The sequence below is a fragment of the Rothia sp. HMSC065G12 genome (assembly GCF_001811455.1).
GTDB classification, from domain to species: domain Bacteria; phylum Actinomycetota; class Actinomycetes; order Actinomycetales; family Micrococcaceae; genus Rothia; species Rothia dentocariosa.
This window is the reverse complement of record NZ_KV804815.1, coordinates 209592-234034: the sequence shown is the minus strand read 5'-3', so window position 1 is coordinate 234034 and position 24443 is coordinate 209592. Positions and strand designations below refer to the sequence as shown.

Genomic DNA, 24443 nt, shown 5'->3' with positions numbered 1-24443 from the left:
AACTTACGGAAGAACAACAACCTGTGCCGCATATGCAAGACCGGCCCCAAAACCAATCTGTAATGCAAATCTTCCAGAAAGTTCAGGCTGTTCCTGCAAAAGACGATGCGCTGCCAAAGGAACGGAGGCGGCAGACGTGTTACCAGCATCAGCAATATCTCGCGCAATAGCGACATTTTCAGGCAATTTCAGGGTTTTTGCCATCTGATCGATAATGCGAGCATTAGCCTGATGCGGAATTAATGCACCCAGCTCATCCGGAGTAATACCTGCCGATTCTAAAGCCTGCTGTGCAACTTTTGCCATTTCCCACACGGCCCAGCGGAAGACTGAAGGTCCATCTTGACGCAGGGTAGGCCAAATCTTTTCGTCTTCCTGCACGGGGTTAGCGACAAAATCACGGTTACGGATATCGAGGAGGGAATGGGTCATTCCAACAGTTCCCCAACGAGAGCCGTCTGATCCCCAAATAGTCGGGGCGATACCAGGCTCATCTGATACGCCAACAACAGCCGCACCCGCTCCATCTCCCAACAAGAATGAGATAGAACGTTCCGTATTATCTATAAAATCTGAGAGTTTTTCAACGCCTATCACGAGAACATTCTGCGCCATACCAGAACGAACCATAGCATCTGCCTGAGCTATACCATAGCAGAAGCCAGCGCAGGCCGCAGAAATATCGTAAGCAGGACACCGAGACCCAATGGCATCCGCAACCAGAACAGCTAGTGACGGAGTAGCATACGGATGGGAAATTGTTGAGATAATAACGGCATCAATCTGTTCACCCATCACGTGTGAGTTGGCGAGCGCATCATGAGCTGCTGCGATTGCAAGGTCATTAACGGTTTGGTTTTCGCTAGCTCGATGTCGGGTTGAAATCCCGGTACGCTGCTTAATCCACTCATCAGACGAGTTGATAGCTTCAACGATATCGTTATTATGAACAATCACCTCACCACGGGAAGCCCCATAGCCTAAAATGCGGGAGTAACGATTGTTCTCATATTGTTTGAGGGTAGTCACGTGTTTACTGTTCCTTGAGCTGTTTCTTCGTGGGTCTGATCTGATACGCCTTAAACCTATACACCAAATTTTTCGAGGTCTTCAGGAGCGTTAACGGCGGTGAAAGGTACACCACGCATTGCGCGTTTTGCCAATCCGACGAGGGTTCCTGCAGGTGTTACCTCAATAATATCGGTGACTTCGTCTTGCAACATCTGAGCCATACACAGATCCCACCGCACAGGGTTTGTAACCTGCTTGACGAGAGAATCGAGAAATTCCTGTCCGGTAGCGACCACAGAGCCATCGCGATTACTCAAAATTTTGTGCTTTGGATCTTCAACCGTGATCGTGTCTGCAAATTTCTTGAGTGGTTCCACGGCCGGGGCCATAGCTTCTGTGTGAAAGGCACCAGCAACTTTAAGCGGAATAACACGAGTACGAGCCGGTGGATTCTCAGTGAATTTTTCAAGAGCGTCAAGTGCGCCTGCTGCAACGATTTGTCCACCGCCATTGGAGTTGGCTGCAACCAGCTGCGCCGCTTTAATTGCTTCACGAACCTCTTCTTCATCGCCGCCCAGGACTGCTGCCATACCGGTTGGGGATGCAGTGGCGGCTTGGGCCATGCCGGTGGCACGAACGCGAATAAAACGCATAGCATCTTCATCGCTAAGAATTCCAGAAAGCGCAGCTGCTGTAATTTCTCCTACGGAGTGCCCTGCGAAAAGTAAATTCTCTGTTCCTAGACGAGCAAGCGTTAGACGCCCGGTGACAATACCTGCAGCAACAATCAAAGGCTGGGCAATAGCGGTGTCTTTAATAGCCTCTTCCTCGGCTTCGGTGCCGTAATGGATAAGGTCAAGCTCTGCTGCTTGTGAGAGACGCTCAAGGTGTTCACGAACTCCGACAATCTCAAGCCAAGGAGTGAGAAAGCCCTTTTTTTGAGATCCTTGACCGGGGCAGACAATAGCGTACATTCTTGACCTTTCAAATAGCTCATGACGCTCTCGCGTATAGTATTCTATCGCTTTATCATCGTACGGAGTAGCTCAAAATGCCACATATTATGATAAACGCTCCAGAGATATTCTACTCATCTTTTGTCCTAGCCGGTATATTCCATAAGCGCCCACCACAGGCTCCGCTGGATATTGGTCTTGACATCTTATGCCTTCTAAGCACCAGTTGCTTCTTGTAACGTCATCATTTTTCGCTTACCGCGCAGGGCAAGCACACGAAAAACTTCAATAGCCTTTTCCGCTTCCGTACAATCAAGCTCGCGGATGAGCACGAATATAGGTATCTGCTAAACGTTTCATGGAGACATGGGTATAGATCTGTGTCGTTGAGAGCGATGCGTGCCCTAACAGCTCTTGAACGGTACGAATGTCTGCCCCTCCGTCAACAAGATGAGTTGCAGCAGAATGACGAAGGACATGTGCCCCTGAAACCTCGGTATTCTCAAGTGTACGTAGGATTCGGCTAATATCTTCACGAATTTGTCGAGGGTTTGCACGTTTGCCGCGTGGCCCTATAAACAGGGCAGTTACATCGCGTGAACCTTTGGCTATCCAATACGGGCGCCCTATTTTGACCCACTGTGAAAGAACTTTCATCGCGGGGGTTCCCAATGGTACAACACGTTCTTTATTACCTTTACCGATAACGCGAACCGTCTTATTAGCTCGGTCTATACTCGATAGATTCAAGCCTGTAAGTTCTGAGATACGCATACCCGATGAGTACAGAACCTCTAGAACAGCCCAAAGCCTCAGCATCCGGATATCCTGCGGATTTTCGCGGCATCGCAGTGCTACGGTGTCCAAAACGGAGCTCATCTGTTCCTGACTCAGGACAGCAGGAAGATGTCGGTCACGCTTAGGCGTACTCATTCCCCGGGTAGGATTTTCTACGATGAGTTCTTCCTCATGAGCCCAGCTGAAAAAAGTGCGCAGGGTTGAACCACGTCGAGCTACAGTTGTCTTGGCATTTTGTTTTAGGTGCATAGACCCCAGCCATTCACGGATAAGCTGCAGGTTTACATCTTCAACACGGCTAATTCCCCGTCGTCCGATAAAGCCGAAAAACCCGCAGAGATCAGATATGTACGATCGGATAGTCTCTTCGGAACGATACTTCTCGTACCTGAGATAACGTTCGAAATTCTCGACAATAGGTAAAAATACTTCTCCAGATAAGGCGGGAGCAAGGTCTGGGGTGGAATCCTGCTGGCTTGCTGATATGGGGAGGGTAGGGGCTAATGAACTTTCCGGTAAAACTGCATCGGGCATAGGTAAAGTCTTTGAAAGCTCTTTATTATCATCCCAAAATGCTGCTGTCATTTCTCTTTCCCCCCCTTCTGCCCCTATCTCTTCTGCGAGGTTAGCAAGTCCATGTACTAAGCTATGATGCTGAGCGAGCTGCCTGCCGTATTTTACGCCACCCGAACCCATCGCTTTCTGCCAGACCTTGTTGCGCCAATTGGCTCAGTTCTACCATAGTACCGCGCAAAGGCAAGCCGATGTGGCCCGCAAGCTCCTCCGCCGATCGATAGGTCCGCGGGGACATCATGTCCCAAAGCCGTCCCTGCACCTCCGACATGGTATCGAGAACTGTGCTTTGCTCGTGATCATGACTTTGCTTTTCTTCCTGCAGAGCATCGAACCCTTCACGAGCTTCCAGGATATCTTGTATCTCGCTCAGGATACGAGCATAGCCATCCCGAATAAGCCTGTGACAACCTACAGAGTTCGGAGAGTTAATATTCCCTGGAACAGCCCAAAGTTCCCGTCCGATTTCAAGTCCGTGCCGGGCGGTGTTGAGGGCGCCCGACCTCCAACGTGCTTCCACCACCACAATGTCGTGTGAAAGGGCGGCAATAAGACGGTTACGCTCTAGGAATCTCCACCGTGTGGGGGTATTTCCAATAGATACTTCGCTCAGAATAAGACCCTCCTCCACAATACGGTGCAGGACCTCACTGTTCTGTACGGGATAGAAATGATCTAGACCCCCAGCCATGAGCGCAATCGTAGGAACCGAAGAACTTCCTGCGGCAAGCGCAGCACGATGGGCAGCTACATCAATGCCATAAGCACCACCGGAGATAATAATGTGCCCCTTCTGTGCTAATTCATGTACTAAATATGATGTTGCATCAGCACCGTACACACTTGCATCGCGCGAACCCACGACCGCAACACATTTCTGAAAATACTCTGTTAGTATCCGTAATTTTACGGGATCACCCTTGCCCCACAGGCCATACGGAGTTTCATCCCCTAAATCTTGCAGGTAGTTAGGCCAAAAATCATCAACAGGGGTTACAAGCCATATGCCGCAAGATACCGCCATAGCGCATTCACGTCGAGGTTCAAATCGCTGACGCCCCTGCCATCTCCTACGCTTCTTCGCGATACCACGAGTAAAGTCCTCATAGCTCATGGAATGCTGACCGGGTGTATAACTGACCCCTGCGGCACGAAGTACATCGGCAATTTCTTCGCTGGGTTCTCCCCCATTCCACCACGTTTCCGTCATTCCTTCCGGATTAGTCACGCAATACAAAGTAAGCGGAGCCCCCAAAGTTTTTAGTCCCTCAACGATCAGAGGGTCCGCAGGATCAGCAAAGCGCATAATAAGGGCGGTACATAACCGAATATAGGCTCGCACCTGGCGTATCCGTTCTTCCGGTTCCAGGTTTTCCTCAAATAGCAGCTCGGCTTCTTCATCCTGCAACTTCGCATTTATTCGCCACTGAAACGGTGTTGAACTTTCAAAAGGTTCCGGGATGTACGCTTGGTCTAGGCTTTCAAGCTCTTTCCGGCGATACATCATTAGCTGTTGAAAATATGTATGGTTTTCTACGTCTAAAAGTACGTCTGACATGATATTTCTCTCTTCACTATGCTCGTTTATTCCATCAACGTGGATGATTTTTATAGCCCTTGATGCCCACCTTGCTGCCGCAGGAATAAAGCCACATCAAGATGTTCCTGTTGGGGTGAGGTCGTGCCGTCTAGGTCGCTCAGGGTCCATGCGGTGCGTAACACGCGATCGTATCCGCGCGCTGTTAAAGTGCCCCGGTCTACGGCTCGGTTAAGACCTTGTACCAAGGTTGAGTTCAGCCGAAGCGGTCCGCGTAGAATTTTTCCATTCGTCTCAGCGTTAACCCGTAACCCATAGGGAGATAATCTTTCCACCTGAGCAGCACGAGCTGTGATAATCCTTTCTCGAATGCTACGAGAACTTTCCCCGCGTTCTTGGCTAGCAAGCTCGGCGGAGGATACTTTAGGAACCATCAGATTGAGGTCTATACGGTCAAGAAGTGGTCCCGATAAACGGTTGAAATATGAGCGTCGCTCACGAGGGGTACAGGTGCAATCAGCACCGGTACCTACGTTCATTCCACAAGGGCAAGGGTTGGCAGCAAGAACTAATTGAAACCGGGCCGGGTAAATTGCTGAGGCCGCAGCTCGATCAAGAACTATTTCTCCGCTCTCCAAAGGCTGGCGCAACGAATCGAGCACTGTACGTTTAAACTCTGGAGCTTCGTCCAGAAAAAGTACTCCGCGATGGGCTTTTGAAACGCAACCCGGTCGCGGGATTCCGCTGCCTCCTCCCAAAATAGCGGGTGCAGATGCGCTATGGTGCGGAGCTTCAAAAGGCGGTATACGCACTAGTTCGCTCAAAGATGCGTCCGATGAGCAGAGCGATTGAATCGCTGTTACCTCCATAGCTGCTTCATCATCAAGAAGAGGCAGAATAGTAGGAAGCCGCTCTGCCAGCATTGTTTTCCCAGATCCGGGAGGACCCTGCAACAAAATATGATGTCCCCCGGCGGCAGCAATTTCGAGGGCAAATCTTCCCTGTTGTTGCCCCGCAACATCAGACATATCAGCTAATACCGCAGTATGCGCAGAAGGATTCGGAGTCATCGACTCAACCGGCGCTGGTGGATATTTCAGGTTCTCTGTGCTCGCTCCGAAAGCAGAAAATACTTCTGCCAAACACCGAAATCCGGCAACCTGAATTCCCGGAATTAACGATGCCTCTGCAACGTTGGCATGGGGCACCACTACGCGCGAGTGCCCCGCATCAGCGGCAGCTTTTACAGCTGGCAGTATGCCAGGAACAGACCGCAAAGAACCGTCGAGCCCTAGCTCCCCAAGAAAAACGCAATCGCCGCTAGGATGTAAATTTCGTTCAGCTTGCAGAGCCGCGATTACCATCGCAAGATCAAACCCAGAGCCACGCTTAGGCAGTGTTGCGGGTGTCAGGTTAATGGTGAGTCTGTGCTGTGTTAACGAAATACCCGAGTTCTTAGCGGCAGAGCGAACACGCTCTTTAGATTCGTTAAGAGCTGTATCAGGAAGGCCCAAGAGCACAAATCCGGGAAGCCCTTGAGAGACATCCGCCTCAACATCAACGATATGGCCGTGAAGCCCAACCAATGCTACAGAGTACGTACGTGCAAACCCCACTACGCCACCCCCATCAAGTGTTCGAAGGTGAACTTTTCAGGAGTTCCTGTCACCGCAATAGCATCAACACGAAAATGCCCAAAATCAAGGTTCTCGCGTAGACGACACCATAGTATAGCGAGTTCACGTGTGCGTTTAGCCTTATCACCATTGATAGCTTCAAAAGGATGCCCGTACTCTTCTGAGGATCGAGTTTTAACTTCGACAAAAGCCAGCTCGTCCTGGGGAGTAATAGCAATAAGATCTAGCTCTCCCCGCAGCGGAATATCTAGCCCTGCGGGCGGACGCCAATTACGTTCCAGAATCCGGTACCCATTAACACTAAGAATCTGGGCAACTAGGTCTTCGCCCCAGCGCCCCACCCGATGTGCCTTCGCAGGTCTACGAATCCAGCTTGGCTTTCCCAGTGTGCGGCTCGATGGCGTGCGCGACGTTATAGCTGTCATAGTGGCTCCTCATGAGAACACCAAAACTCATGCGAAGCTCACTAGCTCCCCAGATTCTTGGCGCATAGCAGATGTTCTTGCCTCTACTATGACCGCTGTATCCATAGTACGCGGGCTCTACTCTGAGATTTGTGGAAAACCTAAGGGAGTGGGACACTTTTCTTTGTTATCCACAGCGATTTATGCGAAAACTTCCTATTAACCCCCAAAAATTTGAATCTGAGAGCCGGCTATAAACCGCTATATTAAGCTCAGTCTTTTTGCCGCGCTACGGTCGCTTTTATCCTAAATCATCGGGGAGATCAGCAATTTCTGGCACCGTAAAGTCCTGATTTGGTAGCCGTTCTTCAACATTTACGTCACGAGTCGAAAAAGCTCGAACATTCTTGACGAACCGATTAGTGCGAAAAACATCCCACACCCACACATCATTCATCACGACCTCAAAGTATATGGTTCCCTCCCGGATCTGAGGCGTTACATCGACCTTATTTGCGAGATAAAACCGGCGGTCCGTTTCAATGGCATAGCTGAATAGCGACATAACATCTTGGTACTCTCGGTACAATGCCAGTTGAGCATCGGTCTCATAATTTTCCAGTTCTTCTGCACTCATTAACTTTCCCCGTCTTCCCCCAAAATTTTCAATACTTCGCTGCGACCGATACGTGTATTCGTCAGCTGTTCTTCCGTAGCCGGTAATGACCATGAAAGACGATGGTAAATGCTAGGTCCATACTCACTAATAGCCTGACGATGCGCAACAGACCCATACCCCTTGTTCTTCACCCAGTCGTAGTGTGGGTTCTCTGCCGATAAGGATTCCATAAAGGCGTCACGATCGACTTTGGCAACCACCGATGCGGCAGCTATAGAAGCGCACTGATAATCGCCCTTAATAATCGTGGTGACTGGGCCACTCCAACCTTTTTCTACGGCCGAGTTAGCACCGTTCCATACACGGTGAAGCAATTCCTCATACCGGCGATGTACAGGGTCCATAGAGTCGAATAGATTCTCAGGCGGCGGGCTAAGCCAATCGTGTTTTCCGTCCAAAAGCGCAGCCTCCGGGTATAAACCGCGATACGCCAGATCGGCGAGTGCTCGCTGCGCCGCCAGTCGCAGTGCGTAGGTCATTCCTAAAACGTCTATTTCGGCGGGTGTAGTGTGCCCAATAGCGTAGGAACACCATTTTTGGATGCGCGGTATGAGAGCTTCACGGCGTTTTGGGGTTAGAGCTTTTGAATCCGTGAGTCCTTCAAGTATCCGCTGATTTTGTTGGTCTAACACGGCAACACCTACGCTTACGGGGCCTGCTAATGCTCCACGTCCGACTTCGTCGAGACCAGCGATAAAGCGATACCCTGCGGTAAAAAGTTTTTGTTCATGCTCAAGATTCGCGCTATGCATGTGTAGTCTTATCTTTCCACGTGAAAATGCAAACGGACGAGGGGCTTGGTATCGCCTATATAAACATCGTGTATATGAGATATACAGTTTTATAGGTACGAGGTGGAATAGGATTTTCTTCCTATTCCACCTCGTGAATGGGCAATATGTTTGCGCTGGTCAATTACGGGTTGGGGACCGAGTCGAAGACCTTCTTTTCGTCATCCAACATTCCGAAGTGGTTCAGCGGCCAGGCGATGACGAAAACTGTTCCCGCTATGTCATCTCGTGGGATGAAGGCGTGCCCGTCGGCAATGTGAAACCGGGAATCGGCAGAGTTATCGCGGTGGTCGCCCATCATAAAGTACTTTCCTTCGGGTACCGTCACCTTAAAGGGAATGTCTGAGGGGTTTGACCCGGGATGTAGATAGGGTTCCGTGATCTCGATACCGTTAACCTTGATCTTTCCGCTGCCATCACTTTCTACCGTATCACCGGGCAGACCAATAACTCGTTTCACCAAGTAGTTTGAGGATGTGTCGGGCAGAATGCCAACAAAGGTAAGTCCGTCGGAAATGGGGTTGGAGTTCTTCTGTCCTGAGGGAATCCAGCCCTGTGAGTCTTTGAAGACAACAACATCACCACGTTTGGGGTCATTGAAATACGACCCGGCAACGTTAATGAAGACCCGATCGTTAACCTGCAGAGTATTTTCCATAGACCCTGAGGGAATGTAAAAGCCGCGAATCAGGAATGTTTTAATAACGAAAGCAATAATCAGAGCATAAAGGATGATCGTGCCTGTTTCACGAACTTGAGTCCAAGCCCATTCGCTTACTCGACCCTCAGCTTGCGCCTGTTTGAGGGTTAAAGCCTGTTTCTCTTTTTTCCTTCGCTTCTTTTCTTCTTTAGCGCTGAGAGCTGGAGCGGGCTCTGTCTCTGGTTCTTCCTCATCAGCTTCTATGTCTTCCGTATATTCTGCCTCATCATTACCATCATATTCGGAAAGATAATCGTCATATTCAGCCGAGGCTTCCTCAAAATCTACTGGTTCTTCCTCATATTCCGGGTATTCCACATACTCTGAGGCATCATATTCTTCCGGTTCATACACATTCTGCTCGTCTTCATAAGCATAATCCGTGTACTCGCCCTCTGGATCGTCTTGCGACTCAATGTACGACTGTTCTTGTTCTTCATAGACCAGGCGCTCTTCAAGCTCCCGGCGCTCACGGCGGCTCCGCGGCTGATAGTTAGCTGGGACGGAGTTCTCATCGCGTGATGAACGTGACGAGCCGTACTGGTTAGCCATATCGAAGACCTTTCTAGGGGCGAATGGTTCTTAGCTATTGTATAGGTGTCTGCCCTTCAAATGCAGTTTATTTGGGGGTTTTACGCCTGTAGACATACACAGATGTCAAAAATGGAGACGAAAATCCACGGTTCCAATAATCTTATCGGTTCGGATTAGCCCTCCACCAGGTGCTCCTAGCAAAGACCTAGAGTCAACTGATACCGAGCGATGATCGCCCATGACCCACATGCGTCCGTGCGGTACTACAACGTCAAATTTTGTGGTTGAAGGTGAGTCTTGTGGGTAGATATAAGGCTCGTCTAGAGGCTCTCCGTTAAGAGTTATCTTTCCTTGGTCAGTGCAGCAGGATACGGTATCGCCCTCAAGTGCAATCACTCGTTTAATGTAAACGGTTTCTGTAGGGGCTAAACCCAACCACTGACCTGTGTGTTTTACTGGGTCGTTCCAGAACCCATCCCCTGATTTATAAGGCGACAGTGAACCGGCACCATCGAAAACGACAATATCGCCTCGATGTATGTGGGAGCTATCAGACAGCTTCGAGACTAAAACACGATCCCCGGGCATATAGGTAGGTTCCATAGAGTTAGATGGAATGTAGTAAACATCCGCTATAAAGGTACGGATGCCCAGCATAATGCATAGTGCAAGAGCGCAAGCCACAAGAACAAGGCGCCATCCCCTAACGGAATGACGCCTCATCTGAGGTTCTGCCGAAGAATCGGCTAACTCCATATGTATAAGACCTTGATATGTCTTAGAACTCGCGCTTCTCGCGGATACGAGCTGCCTTACCGTGGCGATCACGCATATAGTACAGCTTGGCACGGCGAACATCGCCGCGGCTAACAAGCTCAATCTTCTCAATTACCGGGGAGTGCACCGGAAAAGTACGCTCAACACCAACACCGAAAGAAATCTTACGCACGGTGAAGGTTTCGCGAATACCAGCGCCCTGGCGTCCAACAACAAAACCTTTGAAAACCTGAACACGGCGGTTCTTACCCTCAACGATGTTCACATGAACATTCAGGGTGTCGCCGGGTGCAAATTCGGGAATGTCGTCACGAAGGGACTTCTTGTCGAGGAAATCAAGAGTTTGCATGTGTTGTTCTCCTGAGTCATCTGCCGCAGGTCAAATAGACTCGATTAAATCTATCGTCCAAGGTGGTGGATAGAAGTTCTAATAACTTAGAACATGATTGATGTTCTAAGGTTCGCACTGTTATGGTCGCTCTTCCCCCTACGGCAGGGGCGTGCCCAGCGCAAACACAGTTTTTTATTATGGCAGATGCTGCAGCGGTGGGCAACTACGAGCTTCTATCGAAGCACGTTTTCAGAGCCTAAGAGGGCGTATCTCTTACGTCTTTTCAAGAGTCTGACGTTCCACTTCTACGTCGCGAGCTATACGAGCTGCGGTAATCGCATCCGGCGCATCTGGAACAAAAATTGCGCGACGGTAGTATTTGAGTTCATCAATCGAGTCTTTGATATCTCCAAGAGCACGGTGGTTTCCGGTCTTAACTGGCGCATTATGACGAGCAGCCGGGTACCAGCGAGCAGCGAGTTCTTTGATCGTCGATACATCAATTACGCGGTAGTGCAAATGCTTCATAAGATCTGGCATATCGCGCTCCAAAAAGCGTTTATCCATGCCGACTGAATTTCCGCCCAACTGCGCTTTGCCCGCTACAGGAACATACTTCTTGACGTATTTAAGAACTGCTTCCTGCGCTTCATGCATAGATACGCCGTGTTCAAGGTCCTCTAATAACCCCGAAGACTCATGCATATTTCGCACATAGCTATTCATGTTCTCGAGAGCGCCAGCGGGTGCCTCAGAACCGGGTTTGATCACGAGCTCCACGCCTTCACCCAAAATATTGAGGTCAGAATCCGTCACAAGAACACCTATTTCAATCAGTGCATCCTGTGTAAGATCGAGCCCGGTCATTTCGCAGTCAATCCATACAATACGTTCACTTGAAATACTCACGCTTTAACTCTACAGATTTTCTACGTACTCTCCCAGCTACAGCAGTTCATAGCTTTCTTATTTTCTGTATCTACCGCCCTAAAAAGTTTGATTGTGACCTATATGAGAATTAAACCTTCTCCACACGCGACCTAAAACACGTGCGAAGAACGGTAGTCTTGTGGGTTTCACACAGGAGACAATGAAGGTGCTCGGGTATTATGGAGAGCGTATTGGATGTAGAGCTAAAACCCCTAGTGAAGGGATTCCTAACGCATGAAAACGCGGTATATGCAGTGGCGGTCAAGATTTTTTACAAAGCCCACCGCAACGTCGCCGCGTCTGCAAAAGTACATTGACAGTAACCGTCTTCGCACGCTACTGCTGGGTGCCTTTGGCTCTATTCTTATCACTCTCAGCTCATACGGCGTTGGTTGGATTGCAGATAGCTCAGGTTTTTGGCGCAACAATCTGATACGCACTATACGTTATGAAGTTTCGTGGGTAATCGTTTGTATTATCGCGCTTTCACTAGGTGCCATGATTATGTGCCGTGAGTGGCTGCGTATCTACCAGAAGATGGGTACCTGGAATAATTCTTCGCTCAGGTGGATGATCGCAATTGTTACCTGCTGGTCACTGCCCCAGGTTTTTGCTCTTACTATTTACAGCCGCGACATGTTTTCCTACTATGGGCAGGGCATGGTTATGGCTCACGGACTGAACCCCTATAAACAGGGGGTTTCTGAGATAGCGAACTTCATGCAAAATGGTGCGGACCCGCAATGGGCTGAGTCTCCTCCGCCCTACGGGCCTATCTCACTCAAAATCGAAGAATTCATCGCTCGCATCGTCGATGGAAATATCGATCTCGCCATTTTCTTGTTTCGTCTTGTCAGTGTCCTCGCCGTTATCGGCATTTTGTTCTTTGTCGTAAAACTCGCACAGCTTTACAAATATAATCAAACGCGAGCGCTCTGGCAGGTAGGCGCTAATCCCCTGTTCATAGCTTCTTTCATAGCGAGTGGTCACAACGATTCCTTGATGACCATGTTTATGCTTGCAGGTCTCTACTTTGCGAAGCGATACCCCAATGTCTATGGTGGCGTTCTTGGCGTTACGATGGTGACTTTCGGCGTCGGGGTGAAGCCTCTAGCACTTGTGGTGCTCCCCTTTGTTGGCTTGCTGTGGGCGGGTAATAACGCCAGCTGGGTACGCAAATTCACTATCTGGTTTATCTCAGGAATTATTCTTCTTGCCGAGCTCGCTATTTTAGGTTACATAAGCGACCTTGGTTTCGGTTGGGTCAGCGCGCTATCTACTACGGGCGGTCAGTACATTTGGTACACTCCCATCGGCTTAGTGATCGGTTTCATTGGGCTTTTCGCACACGGTGATTCCTTCGATGCTGTCAAGAAAATTCTTGAGAATATTGGCAAACTTCTAGGCATCCTGAGCGCGTTAAGCTTCGCATTTGTCGGTCGATACCGTAACGTGGTGCGATACGCAGGTCTCGCGATTCTCGCCATGCTCTTTTTCAGCCCTATGATTCAGTCATGGTACATTCTCTGGGCTGTTCCTATGATCGCCGCGACAGGTCTGCGCTCTCACTTCCAGCTGATGTGGTACTTCGTGACAACCCTGTTCTTTATGGCGTATGCGGTATGTGATCAGCTGTATATCTCACCATATCTGAACGATTTCAACCAGGGAATGGCGCGTCTTATCGCCATTTTGATCTGTCTGGCCTATATCGTCTATCTGATGGCGTTAGACCCGGCAACGCGACGTATGGTGTACTTGAGCTTCCATCCGCATCAGGTAAAGCGAACTATCACACGGATGTGGTGGCAGCTCTTCCCTCAGACACGTGAAAGGCTCCGTGCGCGGCGCACCCGTCAAATATTACAAAAACATTAAGCTCGACGAACACTTGGGGGTAAACCCCTGTCATGGCGCGGAACCAGGCTATGGCGATTCAGGATTTTTTCCATAAATTTGTGTCATTTTTCGAGTTCGTTTACCATAATGTGACTTTTCGGTGTACTCTATAAATGTATTTCACACCGATATCGAAGACAGTGAAATGCATGCCTCAGTAGCTCAGAGGATAGAGCAGGAGCCTTCTAATCTCTTGGTCGGGGGTTCGATTCCCTCCTGGGGTACCTGTACGCACAAGCGCCGTTCCCTCAAATTGAGGGAGCGGCGCTTGTGCTTGTACCGATAACCCCGTAACCACCTGCGCATTCTTGCAAACAGGTGTGTACCGTTATTTCTTCACAGGGTTCGTGTCTTTACACGAGTTCAGCACGTTCTCCATAACGCGTTTTTCATCGGCAGTGACCCATAGCTGATACTTTGCTTTTACATGCACCTGCCGCGCCACATATGTGCATCGGTAGGCCGTATTGCCAGGAAGCCAATCAGAAGCATCGGCATCAGATTTCTGCATATTTGCGGGCCCGTCTGCTGCTACCAGGTTCTCGGGGTCGTTCGCGAGCTCACGACGTTTTTCCTCGCCAATATCTTGAGCCCCGGTCTGCCACGCATTCGAAAGCGCCACCACATGGTCGATCTGAACGGCACTTGAAGACTTCTTACCTCGTTTAAATTCGATTGTCCTGCCGGTATAAGGATCGTCAAGAGTTCCGGTTTGTACGGTGCAAGCACGAGTTCCCGCTTTGAAACGAATATTTGTTAAATCACGACGCAAAATATCATCACGAGTATTACATCCATTATGATCGACATCGTCCCAGGCAGCACCAAATTGCTCACGCGTATACCCGGCTTTTGATGCCCGCTCTTTCACAGGCAGGGCAGCAAGCTCCTTCTTCGCCGTCGATAAGTTAGGTGCATATGCTGTGGCTGGATCAACCGCATCATGCGGGTTCTTGACCTCTTCCAGAGACTCAGTTTTGACGTTCTGCTCTTCGCCGTCCCCTGTAGCAGAAGATGAGGCACTAGGGTTACCCAACAGCCCGCCTTGGCTATGCCGCCCAATATAGATAACGGCAATAATCAGCACGATGATCACAAGAATAGCCAAAGCAGTATAGAGAAAACGCTTGTTCTTAGGATCCATATCTGGAGGCAAAATCTTGCGCGGGTCTACATCGGCAATCTTCTTAAAATCGCGAAGATTCGGCGTAGGAGGCCTTTTAGACTTTGTCACGATGTTCTCCAGTACGTCTACGGCATAGATATGCTGTTAGATTTAGTGCGCTCATAAAGCTTACGAATGATAAAAAATCTCATGCTAAAACCGAATTCACCGGTATTGCACTACAAGGATAGGGGTTTATAGAGCTAGAAAGAAATCCAGAGGTAAAGGGTTTTCTTTACCAATATTGTGACACGTATCAGAAGTTCCCCGCCTCTCCTGTCTATCCACAGGATCAGAATTCTTGTCCCGTTCAGATAGGCTATCCACATGTGCACATACAACGCTCTCTTTATCACACTACATTGAGGCACACTAGAAAAACCGCGCCCCACTCTGACAGGGGACGCACATTATCTAAATAACACACCACCTAACATTTCAGGGAGCTCTATCATGGCTGATACCGTTATCCTACGCGGGTTTACCGCAACCGCCCCACAGCTACGCACACTTCCGACCGGAATTCCAGTCGTCAATTTTAGGTTGGCAAGCACGCCACGCTGGTTTGACTCAGCAACAAACTCCTGGCGCGAGGGACAAACAAGCTGGTACACTGTCTGCGCCTACCGCAAGCTGGCACAAAATATTGCCGCCTCCCTCACAGTGGGAAGTCCCGTACTCCTCACCGGGCGCGTTCGCACACAACAGTGGCAGCGCGAAGACGGTTCTCAAGGTGCATCCGTCGAAGTTGATGCCAGCAGCATCGGTCTTGACCTTACCTTCGGCACCAGCACATTCTCACGCGCTGTAGAGCACAGCGGCACGCAATCCCACACTCAGGATGACACAACAAACCCGATTCAGAAGGATGTATCGCAGGACGGCCATGCCGCTCCCCAACAACCATCGAGTACACAGCAATACCTAAACCGCGCCCTTCAAGAAACTGGACCACGAGGAACAGCATCTTCACCTCAACGGGAATTTTCACAACCCAAAAACACTGTTTCAGCATCTACAGATACGCACCAGACTGTTCAACAATCTTCAGAACCTACAAATAGTTTTGAGTATGAGAAACAAAGCGATCAAATATCTGAAATGGCACCCTTCTAGAATTCAACATCACAACTTCTAAAAACCGCATATAGCGTGCCGCGTATCACCTTGAATTGATTTGTCACAAGTTATCGAACTCATGTAGAGTAGTATCCGTTGCAATCGCGCGGGAAACCGCATGATGTACATGGTGGTCGTAGCTCAGTTGGCAGAGCGCCTGGTTGTGGTCCAGGAGGTCGCGGGTTCAACCCCCGTCGATCACCCCGTCACTAGGGTCGTTATGGTAATCCCCATAGCGGCCCTATAGCTTTACCTACTAGACTTTATATGTTTTATTCCCCTGAGGAAAGAGGATTTTCTGTGCAATCAACTCTGACATTTTCTGAAGACCATGAGCTGTTCCGAGAAGCAGTCCGTGAATTCGTGGCACACGAAATAACCCCTCACTACCCCGAATGGGAACAAGCACATATTATGCCTCGCTCAGTATGGCAAGCCGCCGGAGAAGCAGGAGTATTAGGACTTGCGGTCCCCGAAGAATTTGGCGGAGCCCATCTGCCCGATTACGAGTATCAATTAGTTCTAACCCAAGAACTCGCAGCCGTTGGAGGATATGGGTTTGCGCTCGCGGTGCATCTTCAACAAGATCTGGTGCTCCCCTATTTACTCGCATGCGGTACACATGAGCAAAAGGAACGTTGGCTGCCTCAAATGGTAAGCGGTGACCTCGTGACTTCATGCGCTTTTACAGAACCAGGTGCAGGATCTGATCTGCGTGCATGCCGCACATCCGCAGTACGTGATGAGAACTCTTACCTTCTCACCGGGCAGAAGACTTTTATCGGATCCGGTATTTCGGGGGATGCAGCCCTCGTGTTGGCCCGCACTGATGGTTCCTCTGAACGTGCTTCTGAGGATTCATTTTCCCTCTTTTTCGTCGAAAAATCTGATGGTTACACCCCGGGGCGACAGCTCGACAAGATAGGTATTCGAGCCTCAGACACTGCCGAACTATTCTTCGAGAATGTACGTGTTCCCGCTGAGAACCTTATCGGTGAGCCCGGTCAAGGCTTGACCTATATCAAACAGCATCTGCCCCAAGCGCGTTTAGCGATTGCCGCTGCGTCCGCTGTCATCAGCAGGACTACTCTCAACGCCACACTAGAGTATGTAAAAGAACGTAAGGTTTTTGGGTCTCGTGTGGCAGATTTTCAGAATACCCGTTTTGAACTAGCTAATGCTCTCATGAATACCGAACTTTCCGAACTCTACGTGGCACGCGCTATAGCGGCTTTTAACGCTGGGGAGCTTACCGCTGAGGACGCCGCTAAAGCCAAGGTCTTTGCCTCTGAACAGGCCTGCACAATTACCGATCGGTGTCTGCAGCTTTTCGGCGGCTACGGCTATATTAATGAGCATCCTGTAGCCCAAGCGTTCCTCGCGGCACGGCTACTGCCTATTTTTGGGGGTACAAACGAGCTTCTGCGCGATAACATAGGATTTGACCTACTCGCTGAGTAGACGCCAATATACTCTATCAACAGCTCTTTACTTTGTGATTTCGAGAACGAAGGATTTACCTGTGGCTATTCGCCCTGTTGTTATTTATGGCAATCCCGTTTTACACCGACCGGCTGCTCCAGTCACGGCCTTTGACGATGAGTTCAAAGCTCTTGTTACCGATATGTATGAAACTATGGATGCAGCCCACGGAGTGGGTCTCGCGGCTCCTCAAATCGGGGTAGGTTTACGAGTTTTTACCTATCAGATGGAAAATGAAGATGGTGTTACTCCCCGCGGGTGCATCGTTAATCCCAGGCTAACTCTCGGCAAGGTGTCCGCGGCAGAGCCCGACCCCCATGACGAAGAAGAAGGGTGTCTTTCGTTCCCAGGCTACGGTTTTCCCCTCAAACGTGCTGAGTGGGTTACTGTCAATGGATTTGATGTCGAAGGCAATCCGCTCAGGTTTGAGGCAACCGGCTGGTTTGCCCGCTGTATGCAGCATGAGACCGACCACCTTGATGGAAAACTATATGTGAATCGTCTTAATAAAAAATGGACCTCTCGCATGAAGAAAGTTGTTAAACGCGAAGGCTGGACTGTTGAGGGTAATAGTTGGATGCCCGGTGTAGATCCTGACCCGTTCGGACATTAAAAACATAAAATCATCCACACTACCGGTGCGCCTGATTCTTGATACACAGAATTAGGCGCACCGGTGTTGTATACGAGCGTCATGAGAAGCAGGGTGCCCTATAAGCCGGGTTCTGTCATCGGTACCGATGAAAGCTCTGTACCTGAGGCAATCATCTATCTAGGGCTTATGTTGCCATAAGCGTCAAGCGGCCTACCCGAACACGCGCCGCAGGCTCGGGCGCACTACCCTATCATGGCGTGTTCTGTTTGGCCTTGCTCCGCATGGGGTTTACCTAGCTGAGCACGTCACCGCGCCCACTGGTGGTCTCTTACACCACCCTTTCACCCTTACCTCGATGAGGCGGTTTACTTTCTGTGGCACTAGCCTGCGAGTTACCCCGAGTGGATGTTATCCACCATGCTGTGCTGTGGAGCCCGGACTTTCCTCGACATACCCCTCAGAAGAGGTATCTCGCGATTGCCCAGGCACCCTGCTTCAGCCTTCTATTCTAGCGGAGTTATTATCGCTGCTCTATTTCTGCCCGGTAGAATAAGAAGCATGCTGATTCTTCTGCCTCCTTCTGAGGGTAAGACCCCTGCGCCTCGCACACACGCACCAGTTAATCTTGCCGAGTTATCGTTTCCAGAGCTCACAACCGAACGTGAAGATGTGCTGGAAGAACTCATGCGAGTTTCCGCTCAGGAAGACGCTCTAGATGTCCTCGGGGTGGGTGCATCACTCACGGCGGAGATTGAACGAAACACGCGGTTAGTGGAGGAACCGGCGCATTCGGCAGCTAAAGTCTATACGGGTGTGCTCTTTGAGGCGCTGGATTACGCCAGTTTCTCCCCCGATGAACGGAAGTTGGCTCAGAAGTCCGTTCTTATTTCATCTGCTTTATGGGGTGTGGTGCAACTTGAGGATCATATTCCTGCGTATCGGCTGTCTATGGGAACCAAGCTTGGCGCTATAGGTGCTCTGGCTACATATTGGCGCGGAGTTTTGGGGAATGCTTTGACCGCATACGCGCAGGGGCAGCTCATTCTTGACTGCCGCTCCAGCGCTTACGCAAAATCGTGGGTATCGCCGTCAGCCCAGACATTAGCGGTTCGTGTTGAACGCGTTGCAGAAGATGGTTCACGCAAGGTTGTCTCACATATGGCAAAGCATTATCGCGGAAAGTTAGCGCGTTACGTGATCACTCATACCCTTGCTGAGCGACCTTTTGAAGGCACAGCGGGCATTTCAGAATTCTTAGAGGCGCTTGACCGCGATTGGGACCTTGAATGTACCTTACCGACACCTAAGAAAGCAGGAACACTGACCCTTCTTATCCGTGAATAGATTTTTCAGGTGTGAATATAGTGTGTACTCTTCTGGTATCTACGAGAATTCTCCCGCTATCAACACCCTGGGAAAGAACTGTTGTTCTTAATTTCGAAGTGTGGAGGAAATAGATTCTGCATACCCGGCACATTTTCTAAGAATGTGTCCAGAAAATTTTCCCACAAGGTTTATAACAGTTTTATAAATATCTTCGAAGCTCCTTTACCATATATGACATCCCTGGTACATTGTAGGGAGTCATATCGCACTAGCCATGATGGATTATTGTATGTCTTTCACTTTTAAACTTCGTAAAGCTCCCACAACTATATGCTCGCTTACCCTAGTTGGCGCTACTCTTGCGCCTAGCACCCCCGTCTTTGCAGAGACTCAGCAACCCCAAACCACCGATTCTCAGGGGCAGCCTGCCGTTATTGCACAGGAAGATCTCTCGACCCTAAATCAGGTGGAAGGTAACGCAACTCCGCAGACCGTTTCGCCCCAGAAACGTTTTATTGACGTTCCTGAATCTTCTGCTTTTTATAATGAGATTACTTGGCTTTTTAACCGTAAAATCACGATTGGTTACCCCGATAGCACATACCACCCGAAAGATTATATTGAGCGTTCGGGTATAGCTGTTTATTTCTATCGTCTGGCAGGCTCCCCGCAAGTTGATCTTCCCGAAAAGTCGCCTTTCACAGACGTTTCTCCTAACGATATGTGGTACAAGGAAATGGTCTGGTTCCATCAGCAGGGTCTTACCACTGGCTGGTCTGATGGAACTTTCCGCCCGCATGACCTGGTAGATCGTAATGCTATGGCGGCGTTCTTCTACCGCTTTGCGGGCAGCCCTCAGTTCGAGGCACCTGCTGTCTCTCCTTTCTGGGATTTGAGCCCAGACGAGCCTTTCTATAAAGAGATTACCTGGCTTCGCAGCACAGATATTACGACCGGGTGGTCAGATGGTTCTTTCCATCCCTATGAGCCTATTTCACGTGAAGCAATGGCGGCGTTTATTTATCGTTATGCACATATGAAACATTAACAATCGGATTTTAGAAAAGTATGGCGTGCTCCTAATACAATAAGGGGCACGCCATACTTATACCGTTGCATTATCACCAAAATACTATTCAGGAAAAATAGTAATGCTACAAAATATAAATTTTTCTCACATTTATTTTAGAAGTCCCGTCGAGCTGCTCTGAATATTTTTAGCGAGGTGTGCTTGCTGAACCAGCAATTGGTCCGGTATCTACATGAAAATCCCAGGGGTCGGTATTTAGTGAGGATACCGAAATTTCAATACTGTATCCTTGGTCCGCTAGGGTTTCTTGCAGACGTTCTGCGGCACGGTTCAACCATAAAGATTCACTTGCAGCATGCGAGCAGTCAATAAGCGCAGTATCAGTACCTCGCACAAGTTCTTGTTCACGGAACTCGCTGGCGGGGTGATGCCGTAAATCTGCGGTGATATAGACATCTGCTTCAGACGCCCGCACGGCTTCAAACAAAGAGTCACCGGCACCTCCGCAGAGAGCAACACGACGAATAAGTTTTTGTGGGGATCCCGCAACGCGCAGCCCACCCGCTGTTGCGGGAAGAGCAGCAGCTAGTTCTTTAGAGAGTTCCTGCAATGTAAGAGGGCGGGCAAGAACACCTACACGGCCTGTTCCAACGCTATATTCCTCGCCCACAAGTTCCTGTTGCTGCTGATCAGTCAGCGGTTCGTATCCTTGCAGATTAAGCGCTTCACAGAGAGCCTCGTTGACACCGGCGACGGCGGCATCAGCATTGGTGTGCGCACCGAGCAGGCCACATCCACCTTCAATGAGAGTATGGAGCACGTTGCCTTTGTAATCGGAGTCGGGTATGAAGCTGGTACCACGCAAAAGAAGCGGGTGGTGAGTAATAAGAAGACCGGCCCCAAGATTTACAGCTTCTTGGGCGGTTGCTGATATGGCATCAACCGCAAAATGCACATGTTCGACGGGTGCCTGTAAACGCCCACAAACTAGCCCGGAAGAATCCCAGCTAGCGGCAAGGTGCGGCGGATACAGGCCATGAAAAGTATCAACAATGTGGGATAGCGTAGGTGTTGTCATGATTCTATTGTGGCATCTAGCAGCAGAAAGACGAGCTATTACACGTCCCGTAGCAGACATCGGGTAGGACGGGGAATAATAGTTGATACAGCTATGCTGTAAAGGAATGTACATCTATTTGTGGGAGAGGCCTTATGAAAAGCTTTGTTGTTGGCGGCGGTTGTTTTTGGTGTATTGACGCTGTTTTTCGGCAGTTCCAGGGTGTGAAAGCAAGCGTATGCGGGTATGCGGGCGGGCACACCCAAAACCCCGATTATCGGTCTGTATGCTCGGGAACGACGGGGCATCACGAGGTTGTTCGGGTTGATTTTGATGAATCGGTTATAGGTGAAGACGCGATTTTGGATATTTTCTTCGCCGCGCATGATGCCACAAGCTGGGATCAGCAAGGTGCCGACCGTGGTTCGCAGTACCGTTCCGTGCTGCTGTATTCCTCTGACGAACAAAAGGCTGCATTTGAGGCTGCGAAAGAGCGAGCCCAGTCATTCTTCGACGCCCCAGTTGTCACCGAGATTAAGCCGTTGACTGAGTTTTGGGAAGCAGAAGGATACCACCAGGATTACTACGCAAAGAACCCTTACCAGGGGTACTGTTCCATAGTAGTTGGGCCTAAGGTAGTGAAAGTACGCAAACAATATGCTCATCTTTTGAAAGACTAAATACAGATCAGACCATTATTATTCCCACGGAGAGTTTGAACTCCCGTAAATCTGTCCTTGAGAAATAGAAATTTTCCATGTTTCACGTGCAGGATGACGTTATGATGGAATTAGTACAGATTTGAAAGGGCATCATGACTCTAGTTTCACGTCGCCAAGCTGTGTGCTTGACCGGTACAGGTCTCACAGCGGCAACGGTTACTGCCTGTGCGCCAAAGGTTCAGCCGGCAGGTAATGATGCTTCTCCATCGCCCGGCGGTACCGCATCTGCTGAGAGCGCAGCCTCGGCTGCGGGGGCTTCCCCATCAGCATCGGAGGGCCTGCAAAGTTCTGGGAAGAACTATCAAGGACCTGTAAAACTAGAGAAATACGATTCTAAAGGTGAGTTCAAACCGGGCACCCGCGAGCATAAGGCAGAGAACGTACCGGCTCCTGTGGAACCAGAAAATATGCATGAAGAGTCTGTGGACGGCATGTATTCGTTCATTGCCTTCTGGGTTGAGGCACAAAATTATCTTTACTTAACGGGTGACGGTGCTCTGTCGCGTAAAGCTGATCCGGCTGACGATTACACCGAAAGTATTGATCTTTATAAAGCCTTATACGACAGCGGTGTAGTGTGGGTTCTTGGGGAACAGCATACTATGAAAATTTCACTCAACTCTGCAAAACCGGTGAAGAATCCGCGGAGTGAAACATCGTATATGTGGATTGCTACCGTTGAGTTTGGTGAAGGTACTGAAATCTATAATTCGCAGACTCAGGAGACTTACCCCCTTAATGACCTTATGCAGTCTGGGTCTAGGGTCTCGGTGATCACTCAATATGAGAACGGCGCATGGCGTATGCTCAAGGACGACGGCTCGCAGGCTTCGCCCGGTGGCACTAAGGCTCCTTAGAGATCTCTACACATTTTAGGTGTGCTAGGGTTTTACCGGTAGATTTTATAGAGAACGTATATATTTTACGTTCTATTCTTGTGAAGTTTTTCGCGCAGGCGGAAACGTTTTTTGATGGGAAGGTTTCTCATGAGCTCAATGTCGCGTCGTGGCGCTTTCACTGTTGTAGGTGCCGGTTTTATAGCTACTTTTACCGCGTGCTCGTCGCAGAACAAGGATGCGGCGCCAAGTGCTAGCGCATCTGCCAAGGCTACATCGCCATCACATTCGGCTGCTTCTGCATCTGCTACCCCTTCTGGCCCTAGTTTTAAGGGCGAGTTGAAGTTGGAGAACTACAGATCGTCTGGTGAATTTGAGCCCGGCACGCAGGAGCATCCGGCGCAGCATGTTCCTGTTCCTGTGGAACCCGCGAAACTGCGTGAAGATTCGGTTGAGGGCCTACATGCCTTTGTAACCTACTGGCTCGCGACTTTGAATTATATGCTTTTGACGGGTGACGGTAACTATTTCACGAATATTGATCATACGGGCGATTACACAACTATTGCCGATTTCATGCAGGATATGTACGCTTCAGAGACTGGCTGGGTGACTGGCGTGCAGAACCCGTTGACGATGTCTTTGGATACAGATCACCCAACGAAGGATGAGAAGAACGGATTTTATACCTGGAAGACAACGATGAAGGTTAATCGGGAGTCTGCGGTGTATACGAAGACGACGAACCGTTCGCAGCCGCTTCCTGAGGTTTTTAAGGTGCCGAGCGGGGCTGTCTCGGGCCAGGTGACGGCTCATTATCTTGAGGGAACGTGGCGTATGGTGCACCGTGCTCCTGCCGCAGCGGGTGCTTCTGCCAGTGCGCAAGGGTCTGCGAGTGCGGGCGGGGAGAATAAGTAGGCTGCTCCCCGTTTCTGGTTATTCACATTATGACGCGAGCAGGTTAGGTTTTGCTGAAAAGGTTATATAAGTGCCTTTTAGAAAATCCTGACCCCCTTGGCATTTATAAAGATAAAGAGAATTCCCCGGTTCGCCTGAACCGGGGAATTCTCTTTTCCTAGTGTGACCCCAACCGGATTTGAACCGGTGTTGCCGCCGTGAGAGGGCGGAGTACTAGGCCGCTATACGATGGGGCCGGACTGTTTTTCGGGACCCGCCCGAACAACATATATAACTATACAGTTAAGGAAATACCCCACCAACTCCAATAAGCATGATATGCATCACTAGATTTAAGGGAGTATTCCTCATAGGGTTGAAAAATTATCCCCGCAGGTGCGGGGAAAACAGCGAGAGTGTGGCAGCTGCTTCTTCAGGGTTCGGCTCATCCCCGCGGGTGCGGGGAACATATTCGATGGTGATTTCCGTCATCTCTCCCACTGGGCTCATCCCCGCGGGTGCGGGGAACATGCTCCTTAGAATTCGTTGCGCGGGTCCCAGTCGGGCTCATCCCCGCGGGTGCGGGGAACATTGTGACCCTTTCTAATACCCCGCGGCGTGTACGGGCTCATCCCCGCGGGTGCGGGGAACATAATG

23 protein-coding genes, 3 tRNA genes, 1 other RNA gene and 1 CRISPR repeat array are annotated in these 24443 nt (G+C 49.8%); of the genes, 11 read left to right on the top strand and 16 right to left on the bottom strand.

What is annotated here, in order from left to right:
- Positions 1-3: 3 nt before the first annotated feature.
- The 12 genes from HMPREF2804_RS06320 to orn form a co-directional block, all read right to left on the bottom strand.
- Positions 4-1029 (bottom strand): beta-ketoacyl-ACP synthase III, encoded by a 1026-nt coding sequence (locus tag HMPREF2804_RS06320; RefSeq protein WP_070448639.1) that lies wholly within the window; start codon positions 1027-1029, stop codon positions 4-6.
- A gap of 56 nt (positions 1030-1085) precedes the next feature.
- A complete protein-coding gene (locus HMPREF2804_RS06315) occupies positions 1086-1985 on the bottom strand; it encodes an ACP S-malonyltransferase (protein WP_070448638.1) in 900 nt (299 codons plus the stop codon).
- A gap of 294 nt (positions 1986-2279) precedes the next feature.
- Positions 2280-3350 carry a tyrosine recombinase XerC gene (locus HMPREF2804_RS06310; protein WP_083297319.1) on the bottom strand — a complete coding sequence of 357 codons (1071 nt, stop codon included), beginning with the start codon at positions 3348-3350 and terminating at the stop codon, positions 2280-2282.
- A 61-nt stretch (positions 3351-3411) separates the two neighbouring features.
- A complete protein-coding gene (dprA, locus tag HMPREF2804_RS06305; RefSeq protein WP_070448637.1) occupies positions 3412-4896 on the bottom strand; it encodes a DNA-processing protein DprA in 1485 nt (494 codons plus the stop codon).
- Between the two features lie 50 nt (positions 4897-4946).
- Positions 4947-6491 carry a YifB family Mg chelatase-like AAA ATPase gene (locus HMPREF2804_RS06300; RefSeq protein WP_070448636.1) on the bottom strand — a complete coding sequence of 515 codons (1545 nt, stop codon included), beginning with the start codon at positions 6489-6491 and terminating at the stop codon, positions 4947-4949.
- Positions 6491-6937, bottom strand: a complete 447-nt coding sequence (locus HMPREF2804_RS06295; RefSeq protein ID WP_238789094.1) for a YraN family protein — start codon at positions 6935-6937, stop codon at positions 6491-6493. The genes HMPREF2804_RS06300 and HMPREF2804_RS06295 overlap by 1 nt, the downstream gene beginning before the upstream one ends.
- A gap of 280 nt (positions 6938-7217) precedes the next feature.
- On the bottom strand, positions 7218-7553 hold the full coding sequence (locus HMPREF2804_RS06290) for a DUF2469 domain-containing protein (RefSeq protein WP_037230865.1): 336 nt from the start codon (positions 7551-7553) through the stop codon (positions 7218-7220).
- Entirely contained in the window at positions 7553-8347 is a 795-nt protein-coding gene (locus tag HMPREF2804_RS06285; protein WP_070627766.1) for a ribonuclease HII, read from the bottom strand. The genes HMPREF2804_RS06290 and HMPREF2804_RS06285 overlap by 1 nt, the downstream gene beginning before the upstream one ends.
- Before the next feature lie 163 nt (positions 8348-8510).
- On the bottom strand, positions 8511-9638 hold the full coding sequence (gene lepB / locus HMPREF2804_RS06280) for a signal peptidase I (protein WP_037230864.1): 1128 nt from the start codon (positions 9636-9638) through the stop codon (positions 8511-8513).
- A gap of 105 nt (positions 9639-9743) precedes the next feature.
- Positions 9744-10304, bottom strand: coding sequence for a signal peptidase I (gene lepB, locus HMPREF2804_RS06275; RefSeq protein ID WP_239664683.1), 561 nt, complete (start codon positions 10302-10304; stop codon positions 9744-9746).
- 94 nt (positions 10305-10398) lie between these two features.
- Entirely contained in the window at positions 10399-10746 is a 348-nt protein-coding gene (gene rplS, locus HMPREF2804_RS06270) for a 50S ribosomal protein L19 (protein ID WP_004004530.1), read from the bottom strand.
- Positions 10747-11001: 255 nt separating this feature from the next.
- Positions 11002-11637 (bottom strand): oligoribonuclease, encoded by a 636-nt coding sequence (orn, locus tag HMPREF2804_RS06265; RefSeq protein WP_070627764.1) that lies wholly within the window; start codon positions 11635-11637, stop codon positions 11002-11004.
- Positions 11638-11892: 255 nt separating this feature from the next.
- Here orn and mptB point away from each other — a divergent pair, with 255 nt between their 5' ends.
- Positions 11893-13536, top strand: a complete 1644-nt coding sequence (gene mptB / locus HMPREF2804_RS06260) for a polyprenol phosphomannose-dependent alpha 1,6 mannosyltransferase MptB (protein WP_070448634.1) — start codon at positions 11893-11895, stop codon at positions 13534-13536.
- 172 nt (positions 13537-13708) lie between these two features.
- Positions 13709-13781: transfer RNA gene (locus HMPREF2804_RS06255), tRNA-Arg, on the top strand.
- Between the two features lie 104 nt (positions 13782-13885).
- Here HMPREF2804_RS06255 and HMPREF2804_RS06250 read toward each other — a convergent pair.
- Positions 13886-14791, bottom strand: a complete 906-nt coding sequence (locus HMPREF2804_RS06250; RefSeq protein WP_048754295.1) for an HNH endonuclease family protein — start codon at positions 14789-14791, stop codon at positions 13886-13888.
- 384 nt (positions 14792-15175) lie between these two features.
- Between HMPREF2804_RS06250 and HMPREF2804_RS06245 the strand changes: the two genes are divergently transcribed.
- The 4 genes from HMPREF2804_RS06245 to def all read left to right on the top strand — a co-directional run bounded on the left by HMPREF2804_RS06245 (position 15176) and on the right by def (position 17936).
- On the top strand, positions 15176-15838 hold the full coding sequence (locus tag HMPREF2804_RS06245) for a single-stranded DNA-binding protein (RefSeq protein WP_070448633.1): 663 nt from the start codon (positions 15176-15178) through the stop codon (positions 15836-15838).
- A gap of 133 nt (positions 15839-15971) precedes the next feature.
- A tRNA-His gene (locus HMPREF2804_RS06240) sits at positions 15972-16044 on the top strand.
- 64 nt (positions 16045-16108) lie between these two features.
- Entirely contained in the window at positions 16109-17302 is a 1194-nt protein-coding gene (locus tag HMPREF2804_RS06235) for an acyl-CoA dehydrogenase family protein (RefSeq protein WP_070448632.1), read from the top strand.
- Between the two features lie 61 nt (positions 17303-17363).
- A complete protein-coding gene (gene def, locus HMPREF2804_RS06230; protein ID WP_004004524.1) occupies positions 17364-17936 on the top strand; it encodes a peptide deformylase in 573 nt (190 codons plus the stop codon).
- A gap of 85 nt (positions 17937-18021) precedes the next feature.
- Here the strand turns inward: def and rnpB are convergent.
- An RNA gene (gene rnpB, locus HMPREF2804_RS06225) (RNase P RNA component class A) lies at positions 18022-18411 on the bottom strand.
- Positions 18412-18476: 65 nt separating this feature from the next.
- Between rnpB and HMPREF2804_RS06220 the strand changes: the two genes are divergently transcribed.
- Positions 18477-19262 (top strand): YaaA family protein, encoded by a 786-nt coding sequence (locus HMPREF2804_RS06220; RefSeq protein ID WP_070448631.1) that lies wholly within the window; start codon positions 18477-18479, stop codon positions 19260-19262.
- Between the two features lie 271 nt (positions 19263-19533).
- Positions 19534-20292 (top strand): S-layer homology domain-containing protein, encoded by a 759-nt coding sequence (locus tag HMPREF2804_RS06215; RefSeq protein ID WP_238382316.1) that lies wholly within the window; start codon positions 19534-19536, stop codon positions 20290-20292.
- A gap of 169 nt (positions 20293-20461) precedes the next feature.
- Here the strand turns inward: HMPREF2804_RS06215 and HMPREF2804_RS06210 are convergent, their stop codons facing one another.
- Positions 20462-21352 (bottom strand): Nif3-like dinuclear metal center hexameric protein, encoded by an 891-nt coding sequence (locus HMPREF2804_RS06210; protein ID WP_070448630.1) that lies wholly within the window; start codon positions 21350-21352, stop codon positions 20462-20464.
- Between the two features lie 134 nt (positions 21353-21486).
- On the opposite strand from HMPREF2804_RS06210, the gene msrA reads away from it, so the two are divergent.
- From msrA to HMPREF2804_RS06195, 3 genes are all read left to right on the top strand, one after another.
- Positions 21487-22011 (top strand): peptide-methionine (S)-S-oxide reductase MsrA, encoded by a 525-nt coding sequence (gene msrA, locus HMPREF2804_RS06205; protein WP_070448629.1) that lies wholly within the window; start codon positions 21487-21489, stop codon positions 22009-22011.
- A 134-nt stretch (positions 22012-22145) separates the two neighbouring features.
- Positions 22146-22910 carry a DUF6318 family protein gene (locus HMPREF2804_RS06200; protein ID WP_070448628.1) on the top strand — a complete coding sequence of 255 codons (765 nt, stop codon included), beginning with the start codon at positions 22146-22148 and terminating at the stop codon, positions 22908-22910.
- 129 nt (positions 22911-23039) lie between these two features.
- The gene (locus HMPREF2804_RS06195; protein WP_239661835.1) at positions 23040-23807 is read left to right on the top strand and encodes a DUF6318 family protein; all 768 of its coding nucleotides are present in this window, start codon (positions 23040-23042) and stop codon (positions 23805-23807) included.
- Positions 23808-23970: 163 nt separating this feature from the next.
- On the opposite strand, the gene HMPREF2804_RS06190 is transcribed toward HMPREF2804_RS06195, so the two are convergent.
- Positions 23971-24043, bottom strand: a tRNA-Glu gene (locus tag HMPREF2804_RS06190).
- Between the two features lie 124 nt (positions 24044-24167).
- Positions 24168-24439: direct repeats of the CRISPR family, unit length 28 nt; unit sequence GGCTCATCCCCGCGGGTGCGGGGAACAT.
- Between the last annotated feature and the right edge of the window lie 4 nt (positions 24440-24443).

Bases quoted from the DNA above. Each gene is read 5' to 3' on its own strand.
- HMPREF2804_RS06315 (WP_070448638.1), bottom strand. From the start codon at position 1,985: ATGTACGCTATTGTCTGCCCCGGTCAAGGATCTCAAAAAAAGGGCTTT.
- mptB (WP_070448634.1), top strand. From the start codon at position 11,893: ATGAAAACGCGGTATATGCAGTGGCGGTCAAGATTTTTTACAAAGCCC.
- dprA (WP_070448637.1), bottom strand. From the start codon at position 4,896: ATGTCAGACGTACTTTTAGACGTAGAAAACCATACATATTTTCAACAG.
- HMPREF2804_RS06215 (WP_238382316.1), top strand. From the start codon at position 19,534: ATGTCTTTCACTTTTAAACTTCGTAAAGCTCCCACAACTATATGCTCG.
- HMPREF2804_RS06285 (WP_070627766.1), bottom strand. From the start codon at position 8,347: ATGCATAGCGCGAATCTTGAGCATGAACAAAAACTTTTTACCGCAGGG.
- HMPREF2804_RS06310 (WP_083297319.1), bottom strand. From the start codon at position 3,350: ATGACAGCAGCATTTTGGGATGATAATAAAGAGCTTTCAAAGACTTTA.
- HMPREF2804_RS06290 (WP_037230865.1), bottom strand. From the start codon at position 7,553: ATGAGTGCAGAAGAACTGGAAAATTATGAGACCGATGCTCAACTGGCA.
- HMPREF2804_RS06210 (WP_070448630.1), bottom strand. From the start codon at position 21,352: ATGACAACACCTACGCTATCCCACATTGTTGATACTTTTCATGGCCTG.
- rplS (WP_004004530.1), bottom strand. From the start codon at position 10,746: ATGCAAACTCTTGATTTCCTCGACAAGAAGTCCCTTCGTGACGACATT.
- HMPREF2804_RS06295 (WP_238789094.1), bottom strand. From the start codon at position 6,937: ATGACAGCTATAACGTCGCGCACGCCATCGAGCCGCACACTGGGAAAG.
- HMPREF2804_RS06235 (WP_070448632.1), top strand. From the start codon at position 16,109: ATGTTTTATTCCCCTGAGGAAAGAGGATTTTCTGTGCAATCAACTCTG.
- lepB (WP_037230864.1), bottom strand. From the start codon at position 9,638: ATGGCTAACCAGTACGGCTCGTCACGTTCATCACGCGATGAGAACTCC.
- HMPREF2804_RS06245 (WP_070448633.1), top strand. From the start codon at position 15,176: ATGGCTGATACCGTTATCCTACGCGGGTTTACCGCAACCGCCCCACAG.
- msrA (WP_070448629.1), top strand. From the start codon at position 21,487: ATGAAAAGCTTTGTTGTTGGCGGCGGTTGTTTTTGGTGTATTGACGCT.
- HMPREF2804_RS06220 (WP_070448631.1), top strand. From the start codon at position 18,477: ATGCTGATTCTTCTGCCTCCTTCTGAGGGTAAGACCCCTGCGCCTCGC.
- HMPREF2804_RS06200 (WP_070448628.1), top strand. From the start codon at position 22,146: ATGACTCTAGTTTCACGTCGCCAAGCTGTGTGCTTGACCGGTACAGGT.
- HMPREF2804_RS06195 (WP_239661835.1), top strand. From the start codon at position 23,040: ATGAGCTCAATGTCGCGTCGTGGCGCTTTCACTGTTGTAGGTGCCGGT.